The organism is Streptomyces sp. NPDC050508 (assembly GCF_040655155.1).
Lineage (GTDB): Bacteria > Actinomycetota > Actinomycetes > Streptomycetales > Streptomycetaceae > Streptomyces.
In genome coordinates this window covers 141,963-168,068 of record NZ_JBFAJJ010000002.1, presented here as the reverse complement: position 1 = coordinate 168,068, position 26,106 = coordinate 141,963, and the positions used below count along the sequence as shown (strand labels likewise).

At 71.0% G+C, this 26,106-nt stretch carries 21 protein-coding genes; 13 read left to right on the top strand and 8 right to left on the bottom strand.

Annotated features, from left to right (window positions below):
- The first annotated feature begins 115 nt into the window (after positions 1 to 115).
- Positions 116 to 1,933, top strand: coding sequence for a prolyl oligopeptidase family serine peptidase (locus tag AB0I69_RS05795; protein ID WP_363094307.1), 1,818 nt, complete (start codon positions 116 to 118; stop codon positions 1,931 to 1,933).
- 105 nt (positions 1,934 to 2,038) lie between these two features.
- On the opposite strand, the gene AB0I69_RS05790 is transcribed toward AB0I69_RS05795, so the two are convergent.
- A complete protein-coding gene (locus AB0I69_RS05790; RefSeq protein ID WP_363094998.1) occupies positions 2,039 to 3,934 on the bottom strand; it encodes an NAD-binding protein in 1,896 nt (631 codons plus the stop codon).
- A 180-nt stretch (positions 3,935 to 4,114) separates the two neighbouring features.
- On the opposite strand from AB0I69_RS05790, the gene AB0I69_RS05785 reads away from it, so the two are divergent.
- Both AB0I69_RS05785 and AB0I69_RS05780 read left to right on the top strand, forming a co-directional pair.
- Entirely contained in the window at positions 4,115 to 5,197 is a 1,083-nt protein-coding gene (locus AB0I69_RS05785; protein ID WP_363094306.1) for a permease, read from the top strand.
- On the top strand, positions 5,194 to 5,973 hold the full coding sequence (locus AB0I69_RS05780; protein WP_363094305.1) for a TIGR03943 family protein: 780 nt from the start codon (positions 5,194 to 5,196) through the stop codon (positions 5,971 to 5,973). The genes AB0I69_RS05785 and AB0I69_RS05780 overlap by 4 nt, the downstream gene beginning before the upstream one ends.
- A gap of 23 nt (positions 5,974 to 5,996) precedes the next feature.
- Here AB0I69_RS05780 and AB0I69_RS05775 read toward each other — a convergent pair whose 3' ends face one another.
- Positions 5,997 to 6,404 carry a DUF5994 family protein gene (locus tag AB0I69_RS05775; RefSeq protein WP_363094304.1) on the bottom strand — a complete coding sequence of 136 codons (408 nt, stop codon included), beginning with the start codon at positions 6,402 to 6,404 and terminating at the stop codon, positions 5,997 to 5,999.
- Positions 6,405 to 7,262: 858 nt separating this feature from the next.
- Here AB0I69_RS05775 and AB0I69_RS05770 point away from each other — a divergent pair.
- The 4 genes from AB0I69_RS05770 to AB0I69_RS05755 all read left to right on the top strand — a co-directional run bounded on the left by AB0I69_RS05770 (position 7,263) and on the right by AB0I69_RS05755 (position 9,362).
- Positions 7,263 to 7,991: a hypothetical protein gene (locus AB0I69_RS05770; RefSeq protein WP_363094303.1), complete on the top strand. Its 729-nt coding sequence runs from the start codon at positions 7,263 to 7,265 to the stop codon at positions 7,989 to 7,991.
- A 133-nt stretch (positions 7,992 to 8,124) separates the two neighbouring features.
- Complete coding sequence (locus tag AB0I69_RS05765; RefSeq protein ID WP_363094302.1) at positions 8,125 to 8,451, top strand: MerR family transcriptional regulator; 327 nt, start codon at positions 8,125 to 8,127, stop codon at positions 8,449 to 8,451.
- Positions 8,452 to 8,663: 212 nt separating this feature from the next.
- Entirely contained in the window at positions 8,664 to 8,867 is a 204-nt protein-coding gene (locus tag AB0I69_RS05760; RefSeq protein WP_019063123.1) for a cold-shock protein, read from the top strand.
- A 177-nt stretch (positions 8,868 to 9,044) separates the two neighbouring features.
- On the top strand, positions 9,045 to 9,362 hold the full coding sequence (locus AB0I69_RS05755) for an SCO5918 family protein (protein ID WP_363094301.1): 318 nt from the start codon (positions 9,045 to 9,047) through the stop codon (positions 9,360 to 9,362).
- A gap of 124 nt (positions 9,363 to 9,486) precedes the next feature.
- Here the strand turns inward: AB0I69_RS05755 and AB0I69_RS05750 are convergent, their stop codons facing one another.
- Positions 9,487 to 10,545 carry a helix-turn-helix domain-containing protein gene (locus tag AB0I69_RS05750; RefSeq protein WP_363094300.1) on the bottom strand — a complete coding sequence of 353 codons (1,059 nt, stop codon included), beginning with the start codon at positions 10,543 to 10,545 and terminating at the stop codon, positions 9,487 to 9,489.
- Between the two features lie 242 nt (positions 10,546 to 10,787).
- Between AB0I69_RS05750 and AB0I69_RS05745 the strand changes: the two genes are divergently transcribed.
- The 3 genes from AB0I69_RS05745 to AB0I69_RS05735 all read left to right on the top strand — a co-directional run bounded on the left by AB0I69_RS05745 (position 10,788) and on the right by AB0I69_RS05735 (position 18,517).
- Positions 10,788 to 11,420, top strand: a complete 633-nt coding sequence (locus tag AB0I69_RS05745; RefSeq protein ID WP_363094299.1) for a hypothetical protein — start codon at positions 10,788 to 10,790, stop codon at positions 11,418 to 11,420.
- 147 nt (positions 11,421 to 11,567) lie between these two features.
- Complete coding sequence (locus tag AB0I69_RS05740) at positions 11,568 to 13,715, top strand: flotillin family protein (RefSeq protein WP_363094298.1); 2,148 nt, start codon at positions 11,568 to 11,570, stop codon at positions 13,713 to 13,715.
- A gap of 86 nt (positions 13,716 to 13,801) precedes the next feature.
- Entirely contained in the window at positions 13,802 to 18,517 is a 4,716-nt protein-coding gene (locus AB0I69_RS05735; protein WP_363094297.1) for a DNA repair ATPase, read from the top strand.
- Here AB0I69_RS05735 and AB0I69_RS05730 read toward each other — a convergent pair.
- Positions 18,514 to 18,861 (bottom strand): hypothetical protein, encoded by a 348-nt coding sequence (locus AB0I69_RS05730; RefSeq protein ID WP_363094296.1) that lies wholly within the window; start codon positions 18,859 to 18,861, stop codon positions 18,514 to 18,516. The two genes, AB0I69_RS05735 and AB0I69_RS05730, sit on opposite strands and share 4 nt — an antisense overlap.
- A 282-nt stretch (positions 18,862 to 19,143) precedes the next feature.
- On the opposite strand from AB0I69_RS05730, the gene AB0I69_RS05725 reads away from it, so the two are divergent.
- Positions 19,144 to 20,181 (top strand): acyl-CoA desaturase, encoded by a 1,038-nt coding sequence (locus AB0I69_RS05725; protein ID WP_363094295.1) that lies wholly within the window; start codon positions 19,144 to 19,146, stop codon positions 20,179 to 20,181.
- Between the two features lie 11 nt (positions 20,182 to 20,192).
- Here the strand turns inward: AB0I69_RS05725 and AB0I69_RS05720 are convergent, their stop codons facing one another.
- From AB0I69_RS05720 to AB0I69_RS05705, 4 genes are all read right to left on the bottom strand, one after another.
- Positions 20,193 to 20,939, bottom strand: a complete 747-nt coding sequence (locus AB0I69_RS05720; RefSeq protein WP_363094294.1) for a GAF and ANTAR domain-containing protein — start codon at positions 20,937 to 20,939, stop codon at positions 20,193 to 20,195.
- Positions 20,936 to 21,682, bottom strand: coding sequence for an ANTAR domain-containing protein (locus tag AB0I69_RS05715; RefSeq protein WP_363094293.1), 747 nt, complete (start codon positions 21,680 to 21,682; stop codon positions 20,936 to 20,938). Before AB0I69_RS05715 ends, AB0I69_RS05720 begins: the two co-directional genes overlap by 4 nt.
- Positions 21,683 to 21,746: 64 nt before the next feature.
- The gene (locus tag AB0I69_RS05710) at positions 21,747 to 22,115 is read right to left on the bottom strand and encodes an STAS domain-containing protein (protein WP_363094292.1); all 369 of its coding nucleotides are present in this window, start codon (positions 22,113 to 22,115) and stop codon (positions 21,747 to 21,749) included.
- A gap of 180 nt (positions 22,116 to 22,295) precedes the next feature.
- A complete protein-coding gene (locus AB0I69_RS05705; RefSeq protein ID WP_363094291.1) occupies positions 22,296 to 23,654 on the bottom strand; it encodes a helix-turn-helix transcriptional regulator in 1,359 nt (452 codons plus the stop codon).
- Positions 23,655 to 23,855: 201 nt separating this feature from the next.
- On the opposite strand from AB0I69_RS05705, the gene AB0I69_RS05700 reads away from it, so the two are divergent.
- Complete coding sequence (locus tag AB0I69_RS05700; RefSeq protein ID WP_363094290.1) at positions 23,856 to 24,587, top strand: DUF4232 domain-containing protein; 732 nt, start codon at positions 23,856 to 23,858, stop codon at positions 24,585 to 24,587.
- A 394-nt stretch (positions 24,588 to 24,981) separates the two neighbouring features.
- Positions 24,982 to 25,917 (top strand): hypothetical protein, encoded by a 936-nt coding sequence (locus AB0I69_RS05695; RefSeq protein WP_363094289.1) that lies wholly within the window; start codon positions 24,982 to 24,984, stop codon positions 25,915 to 25,917.
- Positions 25,918 to 26,106: the final 189 nt, after the last annotated feature.

Genomic DNA, 26,106 nt, shown 5'->3' with positions numbered 1-26,106 from the left:
TCGAGGGGGGCTCGGCCCTGGGGTCGGTAACGCTCGCACCGGGTCTTGGTCGAGGTTATCCACAGGCTGAGGATCCGATCAGTGCAATGTCTGTGTGGGCGGGCAGTATGGGGCCATGACTGAGAGCAACGGATCCGAGAACACACCGGACTGGGAGAAGCGCTTCCGGGCGCCGCGAGTGTCCCTGCCCGACTGGGCGGAGGACGCCCCCGACCGTTCCCTGTTCGTGTCGAACGCGACGGGGACGTATGAGCTGTACGCCTGGGACCGGGCGACGGGCGAGCAACGCCAGGTCACGGACCGGCCGAACGGCACGACGGACGGTGTGCTCTCCCCGGACGGGGAGTGGATCTGGTGGTTCGACGACAAGGACGGCGACGAGTTCGGTGTCTGGCGCCGCCAGCCCTTCAAGGGCGGCCCCGACGAACCGGCGGTGCCCGGCCTCGAACCGTCCTATCCGGCGGGCGTGGCCCTCGCCCGCGACGGCAGGACCGCCGTGGTCGGCCGCTCCACGGACGAGGACGGTACGACGATCCACCTCGCCCGCACCGGTGACGAGACCACGCTGATCTACCGGCACCGCGAGTCCGCGGGCGTCGGCGATCTCTCCCACGACGGTGCGCTGATCGCCATCGAGCACACGGAGCACGGCGACGCGATGCACTCGGCGCTGCGCGTCCTGCGCCCGGACGGCACGACGGTGGCCGACCTGGACGACACCAAGGGCGGCACCGAGGAACTGGGCCTGGAGGTCCTCGGCTTCGCACCGGTGGACGGCGACACCCGCCTCCTCATCGGCCATCAGCGGCGCGGCCGTTGGGAACCCCTGGTGTGGGACGTGGTCAAGGGCGGCGAGACGGACCTGTCCCTGGACCTGCCCGGTGACGTGAGCGCCGAGTGGTACCCGGACGGCTCGGCCCTCCTCATCGCGCACAGCTTCGAGGCCCGCAGCGAGGTCTTCCGCTACGACCTCGCCTCGGGCGAACTGGAGAAGGTGCCGACACCGCCCGGTTCGGTCTCGGGCGCGACCGCCCGCCCCGACGGCAGCGTGGAGTACCTCTGGTCGTCGGCCGCCGAGCCGTCCGCGGTGCGCTCCACGACGGGCGAGGTCGTCCTGGACCCGCCCGGCATGAAGTCACCGGGTTCGGTCGCGGTGGAGGACGTATGGGTGGAAGGACCGGGAGGCCGTATCCACGCCCTGGTCCAGAAGCCGGCGGGCGCGACCGGCCCCCTCCCCACGGTCTTCGACATCCACGGCGGCCCGACCTGGCACGACAGCGACTCGTTCTCGGCGGGCCCGGCGGCCTGGGTCGACCACGGGTACGCGGTCGTACGGGTCAACTACCGCGGCTCCACCGGCTACGGCCGCGCCTGGACCGACGCCCTGAAGTACCGGGTCGGCCTGATCGAGCTGGAGGACATCGCGGCGGTGAGGGAGTGGGCGATCACCTCGGGCCTCGCCGACCCCGCCCGCCTGATCCTCACCGGCGGCTCCTGGGGCGGCTACCTCACCCTCCTCGGCATCGGCACCCAGCCCGACGCGTGGACGCTCGGCATCGCGGCGGTCCCGGTCGCCGACTACGTCACGGCGTACCACGACGAGATGGAAGCCCTGAAGGCCATGGACCGCACGCTCCTCGGCGGCACCCCGGAGGAGGTCCCGGCCCGCTTCGAGGCGTCCTCCCCGCTGACCTACGTCGACCGGGTCACGTCCCCGGTCTACATCTCGGCCGGCGTGAACGACCCCCGCTGCCCGATCCGCCAGATCGACAACTACGTGGAGCGGCTGGAGAAGAGAGGCGCCGTGCACGAGGTGTACCGGTACGACGCGGGACACGGGTCACTGGTGGTGGACGAGCGGATCAAGCAGGTGAAGCTCGAACTGGACTTCGCGGAGCGGCACTTGGGGGGAGCGGATCCCCTGTCCGCTTAGCCGCGGGCAGTCGTGCCGCTGGGGCGGCACGGGTGGGCGCGGACGGCACCCCGCAGCGCCGGGTTGCGGTCCCACCCCCGGCCGACCCCGGCGCCGGGCACCTGTTCAAGCCCCGGCACGATCCCGGGGTCGCCGCCCCAGCAACTCCGCCAGCCCGCGTCGAGTAGCGGCCAGCACGACCCGGTCCGAGCTCCGCAGGACATACGTGTCGGGGAGGTCCCACACCAACCCCGACCGCCGTACGTCCTCGGAGGCGTCCCGGGTCGCGGTATCCAGCGCAAGGACCCGCCAATACCCGGCCCGGAACGCCTCGGCGATCGTCTTCCCCTCCAGCTGGGTATGCCCGCCCACGGTCATCGCCGCGAACAGCAGCACCCGCCGCTCGACGGGGATCGCCCCCAGGATCTGCCGCCCCATCATCGCCCCGGCGAACGCGGGCGCGGCCAGATGGGACACGCTCCGGCTCCGGGTCAGGGCTCCGGGGTGCGCGGCCCGCAGGGTGCGGTACACGGCGGTCGCGAAGTCGTCGTCGTACAGCCGGAGTACGACCCGCAGATCGGGCCGCACGGAGCGGGCGTACAGCACCGCTTCGAGGTTGGTCGTGTCGGAGCTGGTGACCGCGAGGAGGGCGTGGGCGCGGTGGATCTTGGAGGATTCCAGGACGCCCTCCTGGGTGACGTCACCCAGGATCACCGGCACCCGCAGCCGGCGCGCGACCGCGAGGCCGCGGGCCTCGGGGTCGGCCTCGACGCACACCACGGGGATGTTGAGTTCGCGCAGCCGGGTCAGCACCCGGGTGCCGATCTTGCCGAGCCCGAGCAGCACGACATGCCCGCCGAGCCCGCGAGGCGGCTTGCGCAGCGCGGACGCCGTACGGAACGTGCCGAGGGCTTCGAGCACCGCGGCCAGCAGCACCGGCAGCATCAGCAACCCGACGAGACCGGAGAGGAGTTGAAGAATCTGCCGGCCCAGGGGCTCCCCGATCGCGGGGTTGTCGATCGCGAAGAGATCGAGCAGTGTCAGGTAGAAGGCGGTCAGTGGATGGATCTTGGTCACCAGCCACAGCGCGATGGCGAGCGCGATCACACACACCACCATGCCCGCCAGCGACCAGCGCAGCCGCCGGGAGAAGAGCGAGGAGAAGGCCGGTACGACACCGCCCCCGCGCCCACCCGGCAACTGCGGCCCGGCGTACGACACCTGTTCCAGGACGATGGTTCCGCGCCCGGTGGCCGAGGCGACGGCCGCCGCGTCGGGCAGCAGGCGCGGCCCCTGTTCGCCCATGCCCTCGGAGCCGTCCGCGCCGGCCGGGTCGCTGCTGGTCGCCGACAGCAGGGCGAGCGTGGCCAGCCCCGGATCGGCGACCTGCCCGGGCCCCGGCGGCGGCCGTTCCACCGCGCGCAGCAGCAGCCCGTCGGTCTGGACGACCTTGCTGGTGCCGGCGAGGGCGGTGGCGGCCAGCGCGGGCGCGGCCGTGTCGGCGTCGGAGAGAACGGTGGTGGAGGCGTCGAGCCCGGTACCGGTCCCGGCCCCCTCGCCGGTCGCCAACGCGGCTGCCTGGTCGAGGAGTTCCTCGATGTGCTGGCCGAGGCGCCGGTTGTAGAGGCGGAGCACGAGCCGGATACGGGGGTTGAGGCGGCGGGCGGTGAGGGCGGCGCGGATGTTGGTCTCGTCGTCGTCATGGACGAGGGCCAGCGCGGTCGCCCGCTCCACGCCCGCCTCGACGAACACGGCCTCGGTCAGCTCGGCGAACTCCAACACCCGCTCCCCGCGCGGGGGTTCGGGGGCGGCCGGTCCTCCGTTGCCGTTTCCGTTCGCCCTGGCCACCGCCGCGTTGACCCGGTCGCGCAGGGCCACCGAGGCGGCACGCGCACGGCCGACGACGGGTTGGCGGGCGGTGGCCTCGGAGGGCGGTACGACGAGGGTGATCTGTTCGCCGTAGACACCGCGCAGTTCGGCGGCGAGACGGTGGGCGAGCGCGTCGTCGCCGCACACCACCATGTGTGCACGGGCACTGCCCGGAGGACTCTGGTTCGGAACGCTGCTCGCCACGAGGGAAAAGACTGCCCCAAGGAGGCGGGTGGTTCCAGTATTCCGCTGAACACCCGCGCTCCGACTGCCGTATGCAGAGAGAGGGAGCAAAACTCGCGAAACCATGCGCCTGCCGGAGGTACTTCACCCGTGGCCATCACCACCGAACCAGCCGCGCCGACCACGGAGACTCCGCCGATCGCGGAAACGCCCCAGCAGCCACCCGTGGCCTCCCAGCCCGATGCGCCCGCGCCTGCGCCCTCGCCGTCGCCGTCGAAGGAGGGCTGGCAGCTCAACTCGCCGCTCGTGCTGACGATGGTGCTGCTCCTGGTGGTGCTGGCGCAGGGCCCGATCCGTACCGCTCTGTCCGCGCCCGTGATGCAGAGCTGGATGACGGTGTTCGTGGCCGTGGTCGTGCAGGCGCTGCCCTTCCTGGTGCTGGGCGTGCTGCTGTCGGCGGCCATCGCGGTGTTCGTACCGGCCACGTGGTTCACCCGCGCGCTGCCCAACAACCCCGTGCTGGCCGTGCCGGTGGCCGGGATGGCGGGCGCGATCCTGCCGGGCTGCGAGTGCGCGTCCGTACCCGTGGCCGGGGCGCTGGTGCGGCGGGGCGTCACCCCGGCGGCGGCGATAGCGTTCCTGCTCTCCGCCCCGGCGATCAACCCGATCGTGCTCACGGCGACGGCCGTGGCGTTCCCGCGCAACCCGGAGATGGTCCTCGCCCGGTTCGCCGGCAGCCTGCTCGTGGCCTGCGTGATGGGCTGGCTGTGGCAGCGGCTCGGCCGCACCGACTGGCTGCGCCTTCCCGCCCACGCACCGCACGAGGGGGAGACCAAGGGGGCCGCGTTCTGGGGCTCGGTCCGGCACGACGTGATGCAGGCGGGCGGGTTCCTGGTCCTGGGCGCGATGTCCGCGGCCACGCTCAAGGCGGTGGCACCGGCGAGCTGGCTGCGTACGGCGGCCGACAACCCGGTGGTGGCGATCCTGGCCCTCTCGATCCTGGCCGTCCTGCTGTCGATCTGCTCGGAGGCGGACGCGTTCGTGGCCGCGTCGCTCACCCAGTTCTCGCTCACGGCCAAGCTCGCGTTCCTGCTGGTCGGCCCGATGATCGACCTGAAACTGTTCGCCATGCAGGCGGGCACGTTCGGGCGCGGCTTCGCCCTGCGCTTCGCGCCCGCCACCTTCGTCCTCGCCATCGCGGGCGCGGTCGTCACCTCGGCGGTGCTCCTGTGAACCGGCAGGCACAGGCCGCGGTCATGTTCCTGGTCGGGACGGCCCTGCTGCACGCCGGCCTCACCAACCTCTACCTGCGCTACGTCAAGGCCGGGCTTCAGCCGCTGCTGCTGCTCTCCGGCGCGGTGCTCATCGTGACGGCGCTGGCGACGGCCTGGTACGAGTGGCGCCGGGCACGGGCGGAGAAGGCACACGCCGAGACGCACGCAGAGGCCCACCCGGAGGCCCACGCGGAGACGGAGGGCGAGGGTCACGTCGGCCACGTACACCGCGAACCCCGCATCTCCTGGCTCCTGTTGCTCCCTCTCTTCGCCCTCATCCTGGTCGCCCCGCCGGCCCTCGGCTCCTACAGCGCGGTCCGCACGGGCACAGCCCTCCAGCAGCCCTACGGCCTCGCCAAGCTCCCCGACAGCAACCCGCTCACCCTCGGCCTGGTCGACTACGCGAGCCGCGCGGTCTACGACCACGGGCGTTCCCTCGGAACCCGTCAGCTCAAGGTCACCGGCTTCGTGGCCCTGGACAAGTCCGGTGCCCCCTACCTCGTCCGCATGGCCCTCAACTGCTGTGCCGCCGACGCCCAGCCGGTCAAGATCGCACTGGCCGGCAAGATCCCGCCGGTCCTGCAGCCCGACGCCTGGCTGGAGGTCACCGGCACCTACTCCGCCCGGCAGACCAAGGACCCCGTCAACAACCGCCCCATCCCCTACTTCCAGGTCACGAAGGCCACGCCGGTGCCGACGCCGAAGGACCCGTACGACGAGAGCTGGAACCAGTAAGGGGACCAGCAACTGGCCCTGTCTCAGGCGAGGTTGGCGACCGCGGCGGCCATCATCGGCTCGGCCGCCTCCTCGGTCAGGTCCGGCGGTACGACCAGGAGGTCCCAGCGGCCACGGCCCGGGGCGAGCAGGACGACGGTGTTCGGGGCGTGCACGGCGGTGGTCCGGTGCAGCCGTACGACCTGGTTGGCGACGAGCATCCGGCCCGGGGCGGCGGACCAGACCCGCCCGTTCACCATCACGCTGACGATGTGGCCCCAGGTCCGGGGCAGCCCGGCGAGCAGGTGCGGCACCTCGGTCAGCACGTCGTAGGAGCGCGGCCACCACGCCCCGTCGAGTCGGCGCGGCACCGGACTGTGGGGTGCGAGGCGCAGGCGTAGCAGGAGATGGGCGGGGGACGGGGGCGACGTCGACTGCGGTGCGACGGTCATGGTGTCTCCTGAGGAACGCGGAACGCGGGATGCGGAATGGCGTTGGGGGAGCCGGGGATCGGGGCTCGGACGGACTGCGCGTGCTCCGGAGCTCAGCGGGACCGCACTGCACCGGACGAACTACGGCTGTCGGTGGGCGCGTTCATGCGCGATCCCTGTCCCCGGCCGTCTTGCTGCGGTCCGGTGCCGTGGTGCACCGGGAACGACGTCGGCGGAGAGCCGAGGTGCGGAGAACTCCCGGTAGCGCTCACCGTACTCCCGTAACGGCGGCACCGGCCCGCGTGACGTCGGCATACAGGGGTGCGCGGGGCTGTACGCGGGGTTTCCACATCACGCCCGCTGTCCTAGGCTCGTGGTGTCCGGTCTTGCCAGGATTCCGCAGGAACGCTCACCGTTCGGCAGCCGTCGGCTGCCTGTGCCCCCTGACCCTGGGCAAAGACCGATCCACGAGACACCGCAGGCCAGTTGTCGCCGTCTGCCCGTGCTCGGTTCCGCCTTCAACGACTTCCCCCGTCGAACCCCGTGTGGCGCACTCCCGCGCGCCGCCGTGACCCGACGTGGGGCACCCAGGCTCCGGATCGCCGCCGAGAGGGGGGAACGGCGGCGGCCCGGAGCCGCGGACGGCCGCCGCCGACGCCGGACGCCCGGCGGCGGCCGTCGCCGCGCCGGGCCGCCTCACCTGCACCTCTCATCCACGCCTCTCACCCGCACCGCACATCGGTGCCCGCCCCCTCCCCGACCCCCGGGCGTACCGTGAAGAGACCGAGGGTTTCTCGTGTGCCGGATCGCACCGGTGCCGCCCTCGGCGAACGACGACGCCGGGGCGGACGTGTCCGCGCCCGGGGCAGGGCTCGCCCCATGACCGTGAATGTGCCCGGTCGGCCGATGACCGCGGACGTCGTCAGGCACGGCGGTGCCGACGGCGCCCACTGGGAGAAGCCGTGGTCGTCGGGCCGGGAGCGCGGTCCGTCACCCTGGGAGGGCGACCGCCTCCGCCCGCTCAGCCGGCGCCAGATAGAGGACCGGTTCGAGGACCTGGGCGACCTGTACGAGGAGACCTCCGGCGGCGGGTCCCGCCCCGGGAACCGCTCCCGCGCCGCCTTCCTGCGACGGCTCGCGGGCGACGTCCGGCGGCCCGGGTTCACCCTGCTGATCGCCGAGAACACGACCCTGACGGCCTGCGCCTACGGCTTCCCCGTGCGCGGCGCCGATCCGTGGTGGCAGGGCTGCGACACCCGCCTGCCCCGGAGCCTGCACGGCCTCGCGGTCACCGGCGGGCTCTTCGCGGTCTCCGGGATCGTCGTCCCGCCCCGCGTCCGCACCCACTACCAGGACCGGGACTGGAACCTCGCCCGGCGCCTGCAGCGCCGGCTGCTCGCCGATCACGCGCCCGCCCTCGGCGTCGCCCTGGTGCCCCGCACCGACACCGAGACACTGGCCGCCTACCGGGCCTGGGGCTGGCAGGACGTCGTACCCGGCTTCGTGTCGACCTCGCTGCGGGGCTCCGTGCCGGGCTCCGCACCGGGACCGGAAGGACCTGCTCCGCAGCCGTCCGACGCCTGCCGGGTGCTGGTTCTGGGCCACTGACCGCGTCGACCGGCGGCAGGACATCTGTGCTCGCCGCGACAGAGATTCCCCGGGTGCGACTAGAGTTCCCGTAAGGGGATCCCAGGTCCCCCGCGGCGGGCCGTCCCCCCAGCGGTCCGCAGGAAAGGTGTACATGCCCTCAGAAAGCCAGCAGCCCGCGGCCGACCGGCTCGACGACGACGACTACCCGGCCTACACCATGGGCCGGGCCGCCGAGCTGATCGCCACCACCCCCGGATTCCTCCGGTCACTGGGTGAGGCCGGGCTGATCACCCCGAAGCGGTCGGACGGCGGTCACCGTCGCTACTCGCGCCACCAGCTGCGCACGGCCTCCCGCGCCCGCGAGCTGGTCGACCAGGGAACGCCCATCGAGGCCGCCTGCCGCATCATCACCCTGGAGGACCGGCTGGACGAGGCGCTGCGCGTCAACGAGGAGCTGCGCCGTTCACCCCATGGGTAGAAAATCTGATGTCGGCGAAACAGAAATTCACTGTTTTGGGCGAGGCTTTTCCCGCCCAATTGCACCGCCCCCTAAAGGGGTTCCGTGCTAGGCTGACATCAGTTGCAGTTGTGGTTGCCAATTTTGAACCGGACCTCCGGTGCAGGTGATCATCACGGCGATGGAGGAGATTCGTAAAGTGCGGATCTCGTGCACTGCCTAGGAGTTAAGACATGGCCACCGGTACCGTGAAGTGGTTCAACGCGGAAAAGGGCTTCGGCTTCATCGAGCAGGACGGCGGCGGCGCTGACGTCTTCGCCCACTACTCGAACATCGCCACCCAGGGCTTCCGCGAGCTGCAGGAAGGTCAGAAGGTGACCTTCGACATCACGCAGGGCCAGAAGGGCCCGCAGGCGGAGAACATCGTTCCCGCCTAAGCACGCGAGACTGCGAAACAGGGGCCCGCACCTTGGGTGCGGGTCCCTTTTCGTATCTGCTCATTTACCTGCAGTTCTTCAGCCGTTCTACGGCTTCTCCGGCTTCCCGGCTTCCCGGCTTTCCCCGAGGAGAAATCCTCCCCTCTCCTCCCGCTCGAAACCCCTTGGTGAGGCACCATGCGCTGCGTGATCGCCCGTTACCCCTTCGATCTGACGAAGAGCGAGGTGGAGGAGATGCTCAAGGGCATCCGCCCGGAGCAGCCCGTCAGCGGCCCCTGCGCCGTCATCAGCCGCAAGCTGTACCCGGTCAAGCAGGTCGGTGAGGTGATCACCAAGCAGGACCGCCGTGACTTCACCGCCTTCGAGGTGACCCGGGCCCTGACCCGTCTCGGCTTCACCTGCCACGAGACGCCGCCCGCGCCGACGACGCCGGCCCCCGCTGCCACGGACCCCGGCCCCGAACCCACCTCGTACATCGGTACCACCCTGGGCTGACGCCCCCGCCCCGCACCTCCGTACACCCAAGCGACCACGCCGCCGACGAACCATCCGGGCGCGAGGTCGCTTTCTTCTGTTCCGCCCTGTCTCCGTGCCGCCCTGTTTTCTGTGCCGCTCCGCGTCACAGCTCCTTGTCGGGCCAGTCCAGCAGGCGTGCCCCGATCACCGCCGTCTGCAGCGTGTACCGCTGGCCGGGGTCCGCCGGGTTCGCGCCGGTCAGCTGATGGATGCGTTCCAGCCGGTAGGTCAGCGCGCGCACGCTCAGGGAGAGCCGGCGGGCGGCCTCCGCGGCCACGCAGCCGCAGTCGAAGTACGTCGAGAGCGTGTCCAGCAGCGGGCCCGGACCGCCGCGCGCCCTGGTGAGCGGACCCAGCGCGTCCAGCACCAGATCGGCCATGGCCTGCCGGTCACGGGTGAGCACCGGGTAGACCAGCAGGTCGGCGGCGCGCAGGAGCGGGCCCTCCAGGGTGAGCCGCTCGGCCAGTTCGAGCGTGTTCAGGGCTTCCTCGTACGACTGGACGATGCCGCCCGCGCCCGGCTGCGGCCGGCCGATCGCCGTGCGGGTGCCTTCCGCCGCCGCGTACGACTGCTTCGCGAAGTGGGCGAGGATGTCGTCCTGGTCGCCGGGCGCGACGCACAGCATCCGGCCGGCCTTCGTGGTGAGCAGGATGTTGCGGTCACCGAAACGGCTGATCATCGCCCGCTCCACCTGACGCGGCACGGGCGCGCTCTCGTCGTAGGGCGTCGGCCCCTGGACGACGGCGACGGCGTGCGTGTGGGACAGGCGCAGGCCGAAGCGCTCGGCGCGTTCGGCGAGCCGGCCCAGGTCGCTGCGGCCGTAGAGCAGGTCGTCGATGAACTCCCGCCGCGCCGCCTCTTCTTGGCGTACGGCGAGACGCTGGGCGCGTCCGAAGCCCTCGGCGAAGGCGTCGACGACCTGCTGCACCGCGGCGAGCGTGCAGTCGGCGGAACCCGGGGCCTCGGGCCAGGCGACGCGGGTGGCGGCGAGATGGGCGTTGACCAGGGCCCGCAGCTCGTGACCGGCCTCGGCCGCCTGCTCGCCCAGGGCGCGGCGGGCCTCCAACTCGGCCCGGGTCAGGCGGCGTCCGGTGACGGAGACCTCCGCCAGGAGCTGCGCATACCCCGTCAGATACTGCTCAGGTATTCCGCGCTCCGGCAACGCCGCCCCCTGTCTTCTTGACGCCCTGGTGACGCTTTCTTAGCGCGTCACCGGCATCAAGACCCTAATGAACACTGCCGGGTTCCGGCAATGCGCGGGCGTGCACCCCGCGTGCACCATGGCGCCAGGGGAGCACCACGGACGGTTCCGGTGCCGGACACCGGCAGGTGTACGGCACCGGAACCTCGATCCGCGGATCCCTCAAGTCGTCGGAGCGCGTGAGGGAACGGGGGGACGGGATCATGGGGGCGTTCGTCGCTGCCGCCATCGGGTTTCCCGCCGTCGTCTTCACCGCGGCGCTCGTCGTGGTCGTCCTGTTCTGGCTGCTGGTCGCGCTCGGCGCGGCCGACGCGCACGGACACGCCCACCTGCACGTCAACTCCCGTGCACACTCAGGTGGTTGGGGACTCGGCGGGGTCCCGGTGACCTTCGCCTTCTCGCTGTTCGTCGCCGTCGGCTGGCTGATCAGCTTCTGCGCGAGCGTGCTGCTGGTCCCCTCGGGCCCGGTCGGCGTCCTGGTCGGGGCGGTCGTGCTGATCGGCACGGTGTACGTCTCCTGGCAGGCGACCAAGCTGCTCGTACGACCCCTGCACCGGCTGTTTCCCGACGAACACGGGCCGTCCCGGCTGGACTTCGTCGGGCTGACCTGCACCATCCGCACCGGGCGGGTGGACGCCGGGTTCGGCCAGGCCGAGGTCAGGGCGGCGGACGGCTCGGCCGCGGTGGTCCAGGTCCGGCAGACGGGCAACGACGCCCTCGCCGGCGGCAGCACCGGACTGCTCTACGCCTACGACGAGACCGGCGAGTTCTTCTGGGTCGCGCCCTACGACAGCGCGCTGGACCCGAGGACCGGCCCGGGCAGCAACCCGGGGTAGGCCGCCAACACCTGTTGGCCCACGGCCGCTGCCCACGCGTGTGGGCCCACGCCCGTTGACCTACGCCCGTTGACCTACGCCTGTCGGCCCACGCCCGTTGGCCCACACCTGCTTCACCACCCTTCTCATCCTTCGAGGACCCATGTCATGAACGCCATCACCGTGGGCATCGGTGTGTTCGTCGCCGTAGTCCTGCTCATCGCGCTCGCCCTGCTGCTTGTGGTCGGCCGGCTGTTCCGGAAGGTGGAGCAGGGGCGGGCGCTGATCGTCTCCAAGACGAAGAAGGTCGACGTCACCTTCACCGGGGCGGTCGTCCTGCCGGTGCTGCACAAGGCCGAGTTCATGGACATCTCGGTGAAGACCATCGAGATCCGCCGCACCGGGCGCGAGGGCCTGATCTGCCAGGACAACATCCGGGCCGACATCCACATCAGCTTCTTCGTGCGGGTCAACAAGACCGTCGAGGACGTCATCAAGGTCGCGCAGGCCATCGGCACCCAGACCGCGAGCGACCCGGTCGCGATCCAGGACTTCTTCGCCGCGAAGTTCTCCGAGGCGCTCAAGACCGTCGGCAAGCAGCTGGACTTCGTCGACCTCTACACCAAGCGTGAGGAGTTCCGGGACCGGATCATCCAGGTCATCGGCACCGACCTCAACGGCTACCACCTCGACGACGCGGCCATCGACTTCCTCGAACAGACGCCGATGACCCAGCTCGACAGCCAGAACATCCTGGACGCCCAGGGCATCCGCAAGATCACCGAGCTGACGACCATCGAGCACGTCCGCACCAACGAGTTCCAGCGCACCGAGCAGAAGGAGATCACCCGGCAGAACGTGGACGCCCGGGAGACCATCCTGGAGCTGGAACGCCGGCAGGCCGAGGCGGAGATCAAGCAGCGCCGTGAGGTGGAGGTCCTGCGGGCGCGCGAGGAGGCCGCCACCGCGAAGGTGCAGGAGGAGGAACGGCTGGGCGCGCAGGCCGCGTTCCTCCGTACCGAGGAGCAACTCGGCGTCCAGCGCGAGAACCAGGCCCGTGAGATCGCCGTCGCGCAGAAGAACCGCGAGCGGGTCATCGCCGTGGAGAACGAGCGCATCGAGAAGGACCGTCTCCTCGAAGTCATCGCCAGGGAGCGGGAGACCTCGCTGTCCGGGATCGCCAAGGACAAGGAGGTCGAGGCCGAACGCCGCGAGGTCGCGGACGTGGTCCGGGAGCGGATCGCCGTGGACCGTACGGTGGCCGAGCAGGAGGAGGCCATCAAGAAGCTGCGGGTCGTCGAGGAGGCCGAGCGCACCCGGCAGGCCGTGATCATCGCCGCCGAGGCGGAGGCGCAGGAGAAGCTGGTCAAGGACATCAAGGGGGCCGAGGCCGCGGAGGCCGCCGCCAAGCACCGCGCCGGTGAGCAACTCACCCTCGCCGAGGCCCGGTTGAAGTCCGCCGACCTCGACGCCCGCGCCAAGCTCCGGCTCGCCGAGGGCATCCAGGCGGAGGCCGCCGCGGCCGGACTCGCCGAGGTCCAGGTCCGCGACAAGGAGGCCGAGGTCACCGTGAAGGCCGGCCGCGCCGAGGCCGAGGCCACGGGGGCGCGGCTGCGCGCGGAGGCGGAAGGCACCGAGGCCCGGCTGCGGGCGGAGGCCGAGGGCACCCGGGCCCTGGCGCTCGCGGAGGCCGAGGGTGCGCAGGCGAAGGTGCTCGCGCAGGCCGAGGGCGTACGGGCGAACGCGCTCGCGGAAGCCACCGGTATCGGCGAGAAGCTCAAGGCCGAGGCGGAAGGGCTCACCGAGAAGGCCGCCGCAATGGCCGCCCTCGACGACGCCTCGCGCGGCCACGAGGAGTACCGGTTGCGGCTCCAGGCGGAGAAAGAGATCCGGCTGGCCGGGCTCGATGTGCAGCGCCAGGTCGCGGAAGCGCAGGCCACGGTCCTCGCGACCGGGCTTGAGCACGCCGACATCGACATCGTCGGCGGCGACTCGGTCTTCTTCGACCGGCTGATCTCGTCGATCTCCTTCGGCCGCAGCGTCGACGGCTTCGTCCAGAACTCCGAGACGGCACAGGCGTTGGCGCGGCCGTGGCTGGACGGCACGTCGAACATCGCCGACGACCTCGGGCGCATCCTCGGCCCGGTCTCCACGGCCGACGTGCAGAACCTCACCGTGTCCGCGCTGCTGATGAAGCTGATGACCTCGGACACGGCGAACGCCGGTCAGGTACGGCAACTGCTGGACAAGGCCGGTGAGTTGGGCCTGGCGGACACTCCGCTGGCCGCGCTCAACGGTCACCCGGCGAAGGCCTGACGGGCCTGACCCCACAGACGGTCCGGAACTGCCGCACAGGGGACGGCAGTTCCGGACTCACCTCCTGCGAGATCTTGAGAGGGACCATGACCACCGGCCTGGACACCGGCACCTACGAGGTCCTGCGCGACCGCCTCGCCGCACAGGCCGCCGAACTCGCCCGCCGCGCGGAGGCGCTCAACGCCCGCCGCACCGAGGAGTTCGGCTCGACGCGCCTGGAGCTCACCGGCACCGAGCTCCTGAACACCGAGCACCCGGCGGCGCCGAGGGACATCGTCGCCGTAGGAGACATCCTGTTGTTCGGCCGTCAGGTTTCCCTCGGTGTCGCCCGGGAGACTGCGGTGGCCGACGTCCTCGCCCTGCACGACCGCCACGACCTGCGCCGGCTGCCCGAGGACGCGGTACCGGGACTCCTCGACGACCCGGACTTCGTGCGGGAGTTCACCACCCTCCATCGCTACTACCGTCAGGCCCGCCTGCTTCAACTCCGGTGTGTGGAAGACAAGTTGCTGGCCGTCTTCCGGACCGGTGAGAAGGCCGAGGACATCCGGGTGCTGCGCTGGGCGCTCACCGACGACGGCCGGGCGGCGACCTTCCTGGACGCGCACGGCGAACGTGACCATGTCTTCCCGCCGCCGTGCGACTTCGAGTGGACGGAGACGAGCCGCGAGGAGCATGTCCCCGGCCGGCATCCGCACGTCCGGATCCAGGACGGGCTGTACGTCGACACGGTCGGCGGCACTCTCACCGTCAAGGTGGAGGACGACACCGAGACGGGGGAGGGGATCTACTCCGAGCCGGTGGACGAGCCGTTGCAGTCGCCGGCCGACGCGGAGATCGCGTACGCGCGGGTGGGTGTGCTGGTGCTGCTGCGGGTCCGGCCGTACAAGGAGGAGGCCCACCGGTACCTGGTCTTCAACACGCTGACCAAGGGTGTCGTGCGGCTCGACGGGATAGGGCTGTCGTGTCATCGGCTGCCGGAGGAGCAGGGGATCGTGTTCCCGGGCGGGTACTGCCTGGCCACGGGGGTGTGGAAGACCTTCGAACTCGACACCGCCGGGCTGGAGTTGGAGCGCGTGGTGCGCTCGCCCAACGGTGAGGACGTGCTGTTCGCCTACCGGGCGCGGGTGCCGGGGCGGAGCCTCCTGCTGCCGTACAACATGATCCGCAAGGAGGTCGAGACCCCGCTGTCCGGTCAGGGGCGGGCGCTCTTCGACGACGGCACGCTGATGCTGCTGCGTGCGGGTGGCGACGACGGGGAGGCGGCCCGCGTCCACCCGTTGCGGATCTGGCGCACCCCGTATGTCTCCGACACGCACGCCGCCGCCCAACTCGCGGGCTCCGGGCCGCTGTTCAGGGTCGGGAACGCCGATCTCGTACGCGGGATCTCCGACTGTCTCTCCCTCACGGGCGCGGTCGCGGGGAGGGAGCCCACGGCGGAGGTGTACGAGGCACTGGTCGCCGCGTGCGTCCGGGCGGCGGACTCGTACCACTGGCTCGGAGAGGCCGAACTCGGCGATCTGCGCGGCCCGTTGGAGGAGGTCCGGGGCACGGCGGAACAGGTCCTGACCGAGTTCGAGACGGTCCGGACACTCACCCGCCGGGCCGCCGATGCCCTCGCCGACGCCACGGCTCAGCTCGCCTCACTTGTGCGACGGTTGCGGGGCGAGGCGCCCCGGGACGCGGCGGGCTGGGTCGCCGGGCTCACCGAACTCCGGCGTGCGCAGGGGCACTTGCTGACGTTGAAGGAGATGCGGTACGCGGACACCGCGCGGATCGTCGAGCTGGCGGCCGGGGCGGAGGCGGACCTCGGGACGTTCGGGCAGCGGGCGGTGTCGTTCCTGGCGCGCGAGGACGCGTTCGCCGGGCACCACGAGCTGATCGACGCGCTGGTCACGGAGGCGGGGGCGCTGACCACGGTCGCCGGGACGGCACCGGTGGCGGACCGCCTGGACGAACTCACCGACGGGCTGCGCACGGTGACCGAGGTGATCGCCGGTCTCGACATCGGCGACGCCACGGTCCGTACGTCGATCCTGGAACGGGTCGCCGAGGTGCTGGGCGGCGTCAACCGGGCCCGCGCCACCCTGGACGCCCGCCGCAGGGAACTCCAGGACCGGGAGGGTCGGGCGGAGTTCGCGGCCGAGTTCGCGCTGCTGGCCCAGTCGGTGTCGGGCGCGCTCGCGGACGCGGCGACCCCGGAGGCCTGCGACACCCAACTCGCCCGTCTGCTCGTCCAGTTGGAGAACCTGGAAGCCCGCTTCACGGATTTCGACGACTTCCTGGCCGACCTGACCGGCAAACGCACCGAGATCTACGAGACCTTCTCGGCCCGCAAGCAGACCCTGGCCGACGAACGCGCCCGCAGAGCCGAGCAGTTGACGGAGTCGGCGGTCCGGGTTCTGGAGACCGTGGGACGGCGGGCGGCCATGCTCACCGACGCCGACGCGGTGAGCACGTACTTCGCCTCCGACCCCATGGTGACGAAGATCCGGCGCACCGCCGACCGACTGCGCGAACTGGGCGACCAGGTAAGGGCGGAGGAGCTGACGGGCCGGCTCACGGCGGCCCGCGAGGAGGCGGCCCGCGCCCTGCGCGACCGCACCGACCTCTACACGGACGGCGGCCGGACCCTGCGCCTGGGCCGCCACCGCTTCGCCGTGAACACCGAGCCCCTCGACCTCACCCTGGTCCCCTCCGGCGACGGCCTGGCCTTCGCCCTCACCGGCACCGACTACCGAACCCCGGTCACCGACCCGGAGTTCGCGGCCACCCGCCGGTTCTGGGACCGCCCGCTGCCCTCCGAGTCGCCGCGGGTCTACCGCGCGGAACACCTCGCCGCCCGCCTCCTCGACGAACACGGCGCGCAGGCCCTCGCCCAGGAGCCGGACCTCGCCGCCCTGGTCCGCCGGGCCGCGCAGGAGTCGTACGACGAAGGCTACGAACGCGGCGTGCACGACCACGACGCGACCGCCATCCTCACGGCCCTGCTCCGCCGGTACGACGGCGCGGGCCCGCTGCGCCACGAACCGGCCGCCCGGGCAGGCGCGTTGCTGTTCTGGACGCACCGCACGAGCCCGGAGGCGCGCGCGAGCTGGACGCTGCGGGCGAGGTCGCTCGCGCGGGCCCGCGACCTGTTCGGACCGACCCCGGCCGTCGCCGACCTCCGGGCCGAACTGGCGCGGGAGTTGGACAGCGAGCCCGCCGCGTCCTACCTCCTCGACGAACTCACCACCGCCCCCGAAGGCTTCGTGTTCAGCGCCGGCGCCCGCACCCTGCTCGACAAGTTCCGCCACACCGTGGGCAGTTCGGCCTACGACGACGATGTGACGGCACTCGACGAACTGCCCGCACGCCGACAGCTGGTGGAGGCCTGGCTGACGGCGTACACGACGGCGTCCGGCACCGAGGCCGACCCGGGCGACCTGGTGGAGGCGGTGGCGGCCGAACTCTGCCCGGACGCACCGCGTTACGACTCGGATGCCCCGCTGACGGAGACGGTCGGGGGACTGCTGGGCCACCATCCCCGCATCACCGCGGGCAGCCTGCGCCTCAGAATCGACGAACTCCTCGCCCGCACCCACGAGTTCCGCACCCAGGACGTCCCGGGCCACCGCGCCTACCAGCGGCGCCGCACCACCCTCGTGGCGGCGGAACGCACCCGGCTGCGCCTCGACGAGTACCGGCCGCGCGTGCTGTCGTCCTTCGTCCGGGGCCGACTGGTCGACGAGGTGTACCTCCCCCTGATCGGCGACAGTCTGGCCCGGCAGATCGGCACGGCGGGGGAGGGCGGGCGCACCGACACGGGCGGCCTGCTCCTGCTGATCTCCCCGCCGGGCTACGGCAAGACGACCCTCATGGAGTACGTCGCCGACCGCCTCGGGCTGGTCCTGGTCAAGGTCAGCGGCCCGGCCCTGGGTCACGGCGTCACCTCCCTCGACCCGGCCGAGGCGCCGAACGCGACGGCCCGCCAGGAGGTGGAGAAGGTCAACTTCGCACTCGCGGCGGGCAACAACGTGCTGCTCCACCTCGACGACATCCAGCACACGTCACCCGAACTCCTGCAGAAATTCATCCCGTTGTGCGATGCGACGCGGCGGGTGGAGGGCGTGTGGGAGGGCGAGCCACGCACATACGACCTACGGGGCAAGCGGTTCGCCGTCTGCATGACCGGCAACCCGTACACCGGCTCGGGCGGCCGTTTCCGGGTCCCCGACATGCTGGCGAACCGCGCCGACGTCTGGAACCTCGGCGACGTCACGACCGGCAAGGAGGCGGTGTTCGCCCTGAGTTTCATCGAGAACGCGCTGACCTCGAACCCGGTACTCGCCCCGCTCGCCGGCCGCGCCCGGGGCGACCTGGACCTCCTGATCCGGCTGGCGCAGGGCGACGCGACGGCCCGCGCGGACGGCCTGTCCTCCACCTACGAACCGGCCGAACTGGACCGGATCGTGGCCGTGTTGAGGCATCTGACCGCCGCCCGGGACACCGTACTGGCGGTCAACGCCGCGTACATGGCGTCGGCGGCGACCACGGACACGGCCCGCACCGAACCGCCGTTCCTGCTCCAGGGGTCGTACCGCACCATGAACCGGATCGCCCAACGCGTCGAGCCGGTCATGAACTCCCTTGAGCTGGCAGCGGTGTTGGACGACCACTACACGGCCGAGGCACAGACCCTGGCCACGGACGCCGAGGCGAACCTGCTGAAACTGGGGGAGCTGCGGGGCACGCTGAGCGACGAACAGGCGCTGCGCTGGGGCGAGTTGAAGGCCGCGTACGTCCGGGAGCACAGGCTCTAGAGCTGGAGCAGCCGCTGCGTGAGCTCGCGGTACTGCCGCAGCGCGTTCCGGGGTTCGTCCGACTGGGAGTCGGGGTCCTGGTCGGCCCAGGCCGCGCGGAGGAGGTCCCGCCGTGCCGCGAGGGCGGTCACGAGCTGGGCGGTGGCCTCGTCGTAGGCGCTCTCCGCCTCTTCCAGGGCATCGCGCGGGGTGTCGGCGAAGGTGTTGAGGGCGTGCCGCAGGCGCTGGAGGACCTTCTCCCGCTCGCTCGACGGGAGCAGGGGCTCCGGGCCCGGAGTGCGGCGTTCGGAGGGGGTGCGGTTCTGGCCTGCGGGTTGTTGGGCGCGTGTCTGGTCGTACATCATCGGGAGCCGCTTCCGTTCCGCCCGAAGGCGTTTCTGGGATCGTCCGTGCACCGGCCACTGCCCTGCGCCGTGCTGCCAGTCAACGTCCGGCGACGTTCCGTGTCAACGCGGCGGTCGCCCGCTCCGGCCCGGCCCGTTCCGGGGCGGGCGGGAGTACGGTGGAGCAACCGAGGGCTCTTGACGCACCGCTGTCCGGTCCGGCGTCGCGCCCTCGCGTTTCCCTTCACAGGGGCAGCCCCTGACCCCGGCCGCGCCATCCGCAGCGAGGCCGAGGAGTCCGCCATGACGACCCTTTCCACCCCACCCCCTGCCCCGAAAAAGTGTGACACTTTAGAGGAAAGTGACACACTTTTCCCGGACACTTACCCCCCACCCCCGTCCTACGACGGCGCCTCCCCGTTCCCGCCCGACGACGGCCCGCCGCCCGTGCGCGACGGCGCGGCGCGGATATACGTCAGCGTCACCGCGGCGATCGTCGTCCTGCCGTTCGTCGGGCTCGGCCTGGCCGGCTGGCTGCTGTGGGGGCGGCTCATCCACCCCGTCGACATCGTGCTCGCGGCCGTCCTCTACACGATCACCGGCCTCGGCGTCACCGTCGGCTTCCACCGCGGGCTCACCCACGGCTCGTACCGCGCCGTCCGCCCCGTGCGCATCGCGCTCGCGGTCGCCGGGTCGATGAGCTTCCAGGGCGACGTCATCGGCTGGGTCGCCACCCACCGCCGCCACCACGCCTTCACCGACCGGCCCGGCGACCCGCACTCGCCGTACCGCTACGGCACCCATCTGCGCGGCCAGTTGCACGGACTGCTCGACGCCCACGTCGGCTGGCTGTTCCGCAACGAGCAGACACCGCCGGAGCGTTACGCCCCCGACCTCCTCGCCGACCCCGACATCCGGGCCGTCTCCCGCGCCTTCCCGTGGCTGTGCCTCCTCACCCTCGCGCTGCCGTTCGGGCTCGGCTGGGCGATCGGCGGCAGCTGGCTCTACGGCGTAACAGGCCTGCTGTGGGCGGGACTTGTCCGCATCGCGCTGCTCCACCACGTCACGTGGAGCGTCAACTCCCTCTGCCACATGATCGGTGAGCGCCCCTTCCGCACCCGGCGCCACGACCGCGCCACCAACCTGTGGCCGCTGGCCCTGCTCTCCTTCGGCGAGAGCTGGCACAACCTCCACCACGCCGACCCCACCAGCGCCCGGCACGGCGTCGACCGCGGCCAGATCGACCCGTCGGCCGCCGTCATCCGCCTTCTGGAGCGCGCCGGTTGGGTCCACGACGTGCACTGGCCGACGGCGGACCGGGTCGCGGCCCGCCGCGCCTGACCCGACCTCCGCTACGACACGTGCGGCGCCGGGATCGTCCGGGTGTCGAAGTCGCCCTCGATGATCTGCGCCGCGAGATCCGACAGCCGCAGATGACGGGCGCGGGCGTACGACCGGAACGCGGCGAACGCCTCGTCGACGGACGTGTTCCAGCGCTCCGCCAGCACACCCTTGACCTGCTCGATGAGGATGCGGCTGGTCAGCGCATTCTGCAGCTGGCTGTTCTCGACGTGCGACTGCTCCAGCGTGCGCTGCTGGAGCACGGCGATGGTGGCCACGTCGGCGAGGGCCTGGGCAAGCGCTATGTCGTCGTCGCCGAGCCGGTGCGGAGCGGTCTGGAAGAGGTTGAGGGCGCCGACGACCCGGTTGCGCAGCCGCAGCGGGATCGCGTGCGTGATCACGTACCCGGTCTCGCGGGCCTGCGCCGCGAAGCGCGGCCAGGCCGCGGTCACCTCCCCCCGCGTCAGATCGATGTTGGTGCGGGCGGCACCGGTGCGATAGCACTCGACGCACGGGCCCTGGTCGTGCTGGAGCGCGAGGAGCTCCAGCAGCCGGGTGTGCTCGTCCGAGGCGGCGATGATCTGCAGTTCACCGTGCGCGTCCGCCAGCAGGATCCCGGCCGCCGACACGTCGAGCAGTTCGACGCAGCGCGCGGACAGCCGGTGCAGCAGGTCGATGACGTCGAAGTCCTCGACCAGGGAGTCCGCGACCTCCACGAAGATCTCGGCCAGACGTCGTTCGCGGGCCATGGCGCTCATCCCTTTCCACCTTCGGGCGAATACGGCCCGCTTATATCGTCGTCCAATTCGTTCCCGAAGCGGAGTCTCCGGGCGACCACATCCTCGGCGATCTCCCCGAGGGGACGTTCACTTCCGTAGGCGTGGGCCCGCAGGCGCAGCAGCGCCTCCTGTATGGACACACCCAGTTGGACACTGATCATGCCGGTGGCCTGGTGCACCACGGGCCGGTTCAGACCGGTCGGCCACCCCGGCATCCTGTCCGGCCCCGGCACGGTTCCGTTGACGTGCCCGTTTCCGTTCAGGAACACGCCGGTCAGCGCGGCGGCCAGGGCGGTGGCGTCCGCGAACTGCTGCTCACTGATCCGCCGGTCCTCGCCGCACAGCACGGTCAGTACGCCGACCCGGATCGCCCCGATGCCCAGCGGGAACCCGCACACACCCCGGACACCCATGTCCCGCGCGGCCGGCAGCAGCACGGGCCACCGCTCGGGTCGCACCCGGTCCAGGTCCGGCTCCAGCACGGGCGAACCGGTGCGGACGGCCTCCGGGCCCGGGCCCTCGCCCAGCGTGAACTGGAGCTCCTCGAAGCGGGCGCTCAGCTCGGGATGGCACCACAACGGCTCGGCCGTACGGTCGGCACCGACCAGCAGCGACAGGGCGACGCCCGCGGCATCCAGCGCCCGGGCGCAGGCCTGCGCGGGATCGCCGCCCTCACCGAGGCGCAGCGACCGCAGGACTTCGGCCATGCCGTCGCTGATCACCGTGCTCCGTTCCGCGGCCGCCGGGACACTTCGAGACGAGGCGCCGACCGGCGTCTGCCGTACCCTACGTGGCCCGGCGCTCCAGAGCGCGGTCGGCGAGCACACCCTTCCAGGCGTCCTGCACACTCGCGTACCGCGGGAACCGCTCCACCAGACCGGCGGCCCGGAACACCAGCGCCGGACCGGGGCGGGAGTGGACGACACGCAGCCACCCGAGCCGCTCACGACACTCCTCCCACGCCGCGTCCAGCGGGTCCAGAACACTGCCGTCCATGAAGGTCACGTCGAGCAGATCGACGACGAGCAAGAGCCGCCCGGCGCCGTGCCGGGCCTCCTTCAGCTCGTGCGCGAAGGCCGGCACGGTCGTCAGATCCAGCTCGCCCCTCGCCCGGACCACTCGCAGTTCGTCGACCAGATCAGGATGCGGGCGCATGTGCCCCATCTCCCTGTAAGAGAGTGGCTTTCGCCTTGCGCAGGGCCTCTGTTGCGCGGAAAAAGACTGCACGGAGAGGGCCGGGGGCTCGGGCTGCCGCACGGTCAGCGTACTGCCGGGCAGGGATATGCCGGGAGCTGTTTCCAGCTGTTCGGTGCCGATTTCGCCCTTGTGCTTGCGTCAGTCGGACTGGTGCGGTACCCACTCGCTGTCGTCCAGCGAGTAGCCGTACTTCGGGCGTCCGCTCATGCCGCTGGTGCGGAACGGCTTCCCCTGGTCGTCGATGCGCAGCACCCCGTGCCGGGTCCCGCTGGTCCACGCCAGCTCCAGATACCAGCGCACCTCGTGCGACGCCGCGGCGGCCGTCACGTACAGCACCTCGGGATCGCTCTCACTCACCTTGTACGGCAGCCCCGTCTGCCCGCTCTTCGGCGTGGCCACCGGACGGCTCGCGTCCAGCCCGACGTCGAAGGAGTGCGTAGGGACCCCGCCACCGCAGCCGACCCCCACATACCCCATCGTGTACGCCTTCCAGGCGAGCGGCGCACCGCTCTCGACCACCCGCACGTTCAGGGACTGGAGCACCACGGTGTCCTTGCCGGTGCCCTGGACGGTGAGTTCGAGGTACTGACTGTCGGCGGAGACGGCACCCAGCGCACTCACCCAGCTCGGGGCATCCTGCTCGGTGGGCGGCGGCGGCACCTTGGCCGAGTCCTCGTCGACCAGGTACGTCTGACTGCACGGACTCTCCCAGGCATACGGCCGGGAAGTCACGGTCAGCGGAACGGCCGCCGCCACGTCCGCGCCCCCGCCGGCTTTCGCACTCGCGGAGGCGGACGCCCCGTCCTTCGCCGTAGCGGACTCGGAAGGACTCGCGCCGCCGGAGGGCGAGGACGAGGAGGAAGGCGAGGAGCTCGACTTCGCCGACACGGACGAGGAGGGAGTGCCGCGCCCACTGGAGGTCACGGAGCCGGCCTCCTGCTTCCGGTCACCGCGGCCGTCGTCCGACACCAGCCGGGGCACGAGCACGGTGGCGGCCAGGACCACGGCCACGGCGGCGGCCGCGAAGAGTGCGGTACGGCGGCGGTTGCGTAGGGCGGTCGTCGGCGCGCCGGGACGGCTCACGTCGGGGGTAGGGACGGTGGTCGCGTCGATCCCCGTCCCGATCCCGGTCCCGGTCCCGTTCCCCGTCTCGGTCTCCGTGTCGGGTTCCGGGAATGTGACGCTCGGGGCCTGGACCGTCACATTGGCCGGGGCGGCGGCCGTCCCGGCGGCCTTCCGGTCCCGCTGGCGTGCGCCGTCGGCCAGGATCCACCGGCGGTGGGCCTCGACGAGTTCTTCCGGGGTCGCCTTGCAGAGCCGGGCGAACCGCTCCACGGGGGCGTACTCGGTGGGCACCGCGTCGCCGTTGCAGTAGCGGTGCAACGTCGACGTACTCATGTGCAGCCGCTTCGCGAGCACGCCGTAGCTCAGCCCTGAACGGTCCTTGAGCTCCCGTATCAGCGCCGCGAAATCGGCCGTCTCATCAGCCCCTGCCACCCTGCCCCCATCCCAGTCCAGCGTTCCAGGGAGTCACTGTTCCCCCAGGTAAGAGCCGGTGCGAACGTTCCAGGTTCCCGTAGATCCCGGCTGTCGTAGCGGGTGGGACGGAAAGCGACACAAGCTGCGGTCATCAAAGCACGCCGCCTGCCGACCGGTTGAGCGGCCCGCAACTTCCCACCTTTCCGAAAGGGATTCACCATGTCCGCGTTCACCGCCCGTCCTCGTACCCGCCTCTTCGCCGCCGCCACCGTCGCACTGGCCGCGCTCTCACTCACCGCCTGCAACGACAAGCTGGGAGTACAGGACGAGGGCGCCGCCACCAAGACCTCCTCCACGACACAGGCTCCGGCGCCGACCGCGACACAGACGGACAAGACGGGAGGCCGGACCGGCGGCTCCTCGACCGGGTCCGGCACCAAGGGGTCGGGCGGCAACAAGACGAGCGGCGGCTCCGGTTCGGGTTCTGGTTCGAGCTCCGGCTCCGGCTCGGACACCTCCGCGAGCAGCGTCCCGTGCAGCGGAGCCAACACCAAGGTGACCGCACAGACGGTCAAGCGCCCCATCAACCACATGCTGCTTACGGTCACCAACACCGGCTCGAAGACCTGCGACCTCTACTACTACCCGGCCGTCAGCTTCGAGGACGCCCAGTCCGTGCCGCCGGTGATGAAGGACTCGCAGCCCCAGGCGGTGACCACCCTCACCCCGGGCCAGTCCGGCTACGCCGGCGTAGCCCTCTCCGGCGGAGACAACGGCACCGGCACCAACGGCCGCACCGCCAAGTCCCTCTCCGTCTACTTCTTCGACCGCAACAACAACAGCATCAGCCCGGCGGCCACACCCGCCCTGCCCACGGAAGGCGTCTACATCGACGACTCACTCCGGGTGACCTACTGGCTGTCGGACGCGCAGGACGCGCTGACTTACTGAGGGCGGGGCGCGGGGGTTTCAGAGGGCCGGTGCCGGGATCGGTGCCGGCCCTCTGGGGTGCCCGCTGGGCGCCCGTACCCAGTTCCAGTTCCAGGATGTGGTGCTCGTCGCCGATACCGAGGTGGCCGCGGCCTTCCTTACTCAGGCGAGCGAGGAGGGCTGCCTGAGGGGCCGTGGGGCCATCGGCCGTCTGTTCCGACGCAGCGGTCGAGAGGACGAGACAGCGGTTCAGCTTGAGCGTCTGGACCGAGATCGGAGTGCTGTCGTCCAAGCCCAGGTGGGTGAGCGTGAGGCTGTCCTACGGGCCGCTGCGGTCACGTGGGCACCCGTGCTTGCGTCACCTTCATCAACGGGAACGTTGAAGGCGGCCTGACCATCAACCACGGCACGGGGCATGGCAGACACAACTGACCCTCGGAGCCAGAGCGGGCAGTACAACCTCGGGCCTGGCGTGTTCATCGCGGGCAATGTGTACGGAGACGTCAACAACCACCAGACGTCACGTCCGGACCACGGGCGGGATGACGAGCCCTGGGCGTCCCAGGAGTACCAGCCCAAGGAGAAGGAATCTCCGGCCGGGCATCATCCGGAAGAAGCGGACGAGGTGGGGCCCGGCGGGGCGTTGCTTGGCTGGACCTGGCGAAGGTGCGTCACGATGATCGCTATGACCGACGGAATTGCATGGCTTGCTGCTCCCCAGTCGATCGCCTTCGGTGGCTACAGCGTGGTGCTCGCTCGAGGGTTGGATGCCGAAGAGCTGGTGTCCCGGCTGACCGCGACAGTGTTCGGGCCGACGCGCACGGCGCGTAGTCTGGCCCATCTCACCAGCAAGGACCTGATCGATGTCGTGGAGGACGGCCCTTGGGATCCCTACCCTGCGATAGGTCTGCGTTATGGAGAGATCGGCGAATGGGTCTTTGTGGTCAAGTACGGTGGCTGGCAGGCGGAGTTCGGCCCGCAGCCACCTGTTTCTCGGGGTGGTGCACACGTCTTCCAGCTGGAATTCGAAGAGGAGAACGGCAAGCCGGTACCGCCTCAGTTTTCCTATCTCCATGACGATCGTCTCATGTGCGCCTTCAATCTCCACCTGGACCGTTCATGGGGATACGACGGCGTGAACGGTGACCGCGAGGTGGCGGTACGCGTCGAGGAGATGCTGGCTGCTGCCGGCCTGCCAGACGCCAACATGCCTCGCCGGGAAGTGCACCGCACCGCACTGGAGATCATCGAACGATGCTTCGGCCTTTCCCTGCCACGCAGGAAAGTCCTGGAGGCCGCGCTACCTGCTGTGGTCCTGGAGATCGCGGAGCAGGCGAATCCCTTCAACTGAAGCGGCTAGTCACTACTTCCTGGCGAAGCTGCCCGCGTCGACTTCGGTGAGGACATCGAGTTTGACGAGGCGTTTCAGAGGTCTACCGGAAGCAGATCCGGCCGGTGATCCAGACCGGTGCTGTCGTCATGGACGGCATCTTCGGGGCCGATCCGCGGAAGCCGTAGTCACTCAGGAAGCGATAGTCAC

Bases quoted from the DNA above. Each gene is read 5' to 3' on its own strand.
- AB0I69_RS05795 (WP_363094307.1), top strand. From the start codon at position 116: ATGACTGAGAGCAACGGATCCGAGAACACACCGGACTGGGAGAAGCGC.
- AB0I69_RS05790 (WP_363094998.1), bottom strand. From the start codon at position 3,934: ATGGTGGTGTGCGGCGACGACGCGCTCGCCCACCGTCTCGCCGCCGAA.
- AB0I69_RS05775 (WP_363094304.1), bottom strand. From the start codon at position 6,404: ATGACCGTCGCACCGCAGTCGACGTCGCCCCCGTCCCCCGCCCATCTC.
- AB0I69_RS05770 (WP_363094303.1), top strand. From the start codon at position 7,263: ATGACCGTGAATGTGCCCGGTCGGCCGATGACCGCGGACGTCGTCAGG.
- AB0I69_RS05765 (WP_363094302.1), top strand. From the start codon at position 8,125: ATGCCCTCAGAAAGCCAGCAGCCCGCGGCCGACCGGCTCGACGACGAC.
- AB0I69_RS05760 (WP_019063123.1), top strand. From the start codon at position 8,664: ATGGCCACCGGTACCGTGAAGTGGTTCAACGCGGAAAAGGGCTTCGGC.
- AB0I69_RS05755 (WP_363094301.1), top strand. From the start codon at position 9,045: ATGCGCTGCGTGATCGCCCGTTACCCCTTCGATCTGACGAAGAGCGAG.
- AB0I69_RS05745 (WP_363094299.1), top strand. From the start codon at position 10,788: ATGGGGGCGTTCGTCGCTGCCGCCATCGGGTTTCCCGCCGTCGTCTTC.
- AB0I69_RS05740 (WP_363094298.1), top strand. From the start codon at position 11,568: ATGAACGCCATCACCGTGGGCATCGGTGTGTTCGTCGCCGTAGTCCTG.
- AB0I69_RS05735 (WP_363094297.1), top strand. From the start codon at position 13,802: ATGACCACCGGCCTGGACACCGGCACCTACGAGGTCCTGCGCGACCGC.
- AB0I69_RS05730 (WP_363094296.1), bottom strand. From the start codon at position 18,861: ATGATGTACGACCAGACACGCGCCCAACAACCCGCAGGCCAGAACCGC.
- AB0I69_RS05725 (WP_363094295.1), top strand. From the start codon at position 19,144: ATGACGACCCTTTCCACCCCACCCCCTGCCCCGAAAAAGTGTGACACT.
- AB0I69_RS05720 (WP_363094294.1), bottom strand. From the start codon at position 20,939: ATGAGCGCCATGGCCCGCGAACGACGTCTGGCCGAGATCTTCGTGGAG.
- AB0I69_RS05710 (WP_363094292.1), bottom strand. From the start codon at position 22,115: ATGCGCCCGCATCCTGATCTGGTCGACGAACTGCGAGTGGTCCGGGCG.
- AB0I69_RS05700 (WP_363094290.1), top strand. From the start codon at position 23,856: ATGTCCGCGTTCACCGCCCGTCCTCGTACCCGCCTCTTCGCCGCCGCC.
- AB0I69_RS05695 (WP_363094289.1), top strand. From the start codon at position 24,982: ATGGCAGACACAACTGACCCTCGGAGCCAGAGCGGGCAGTACAACCTC.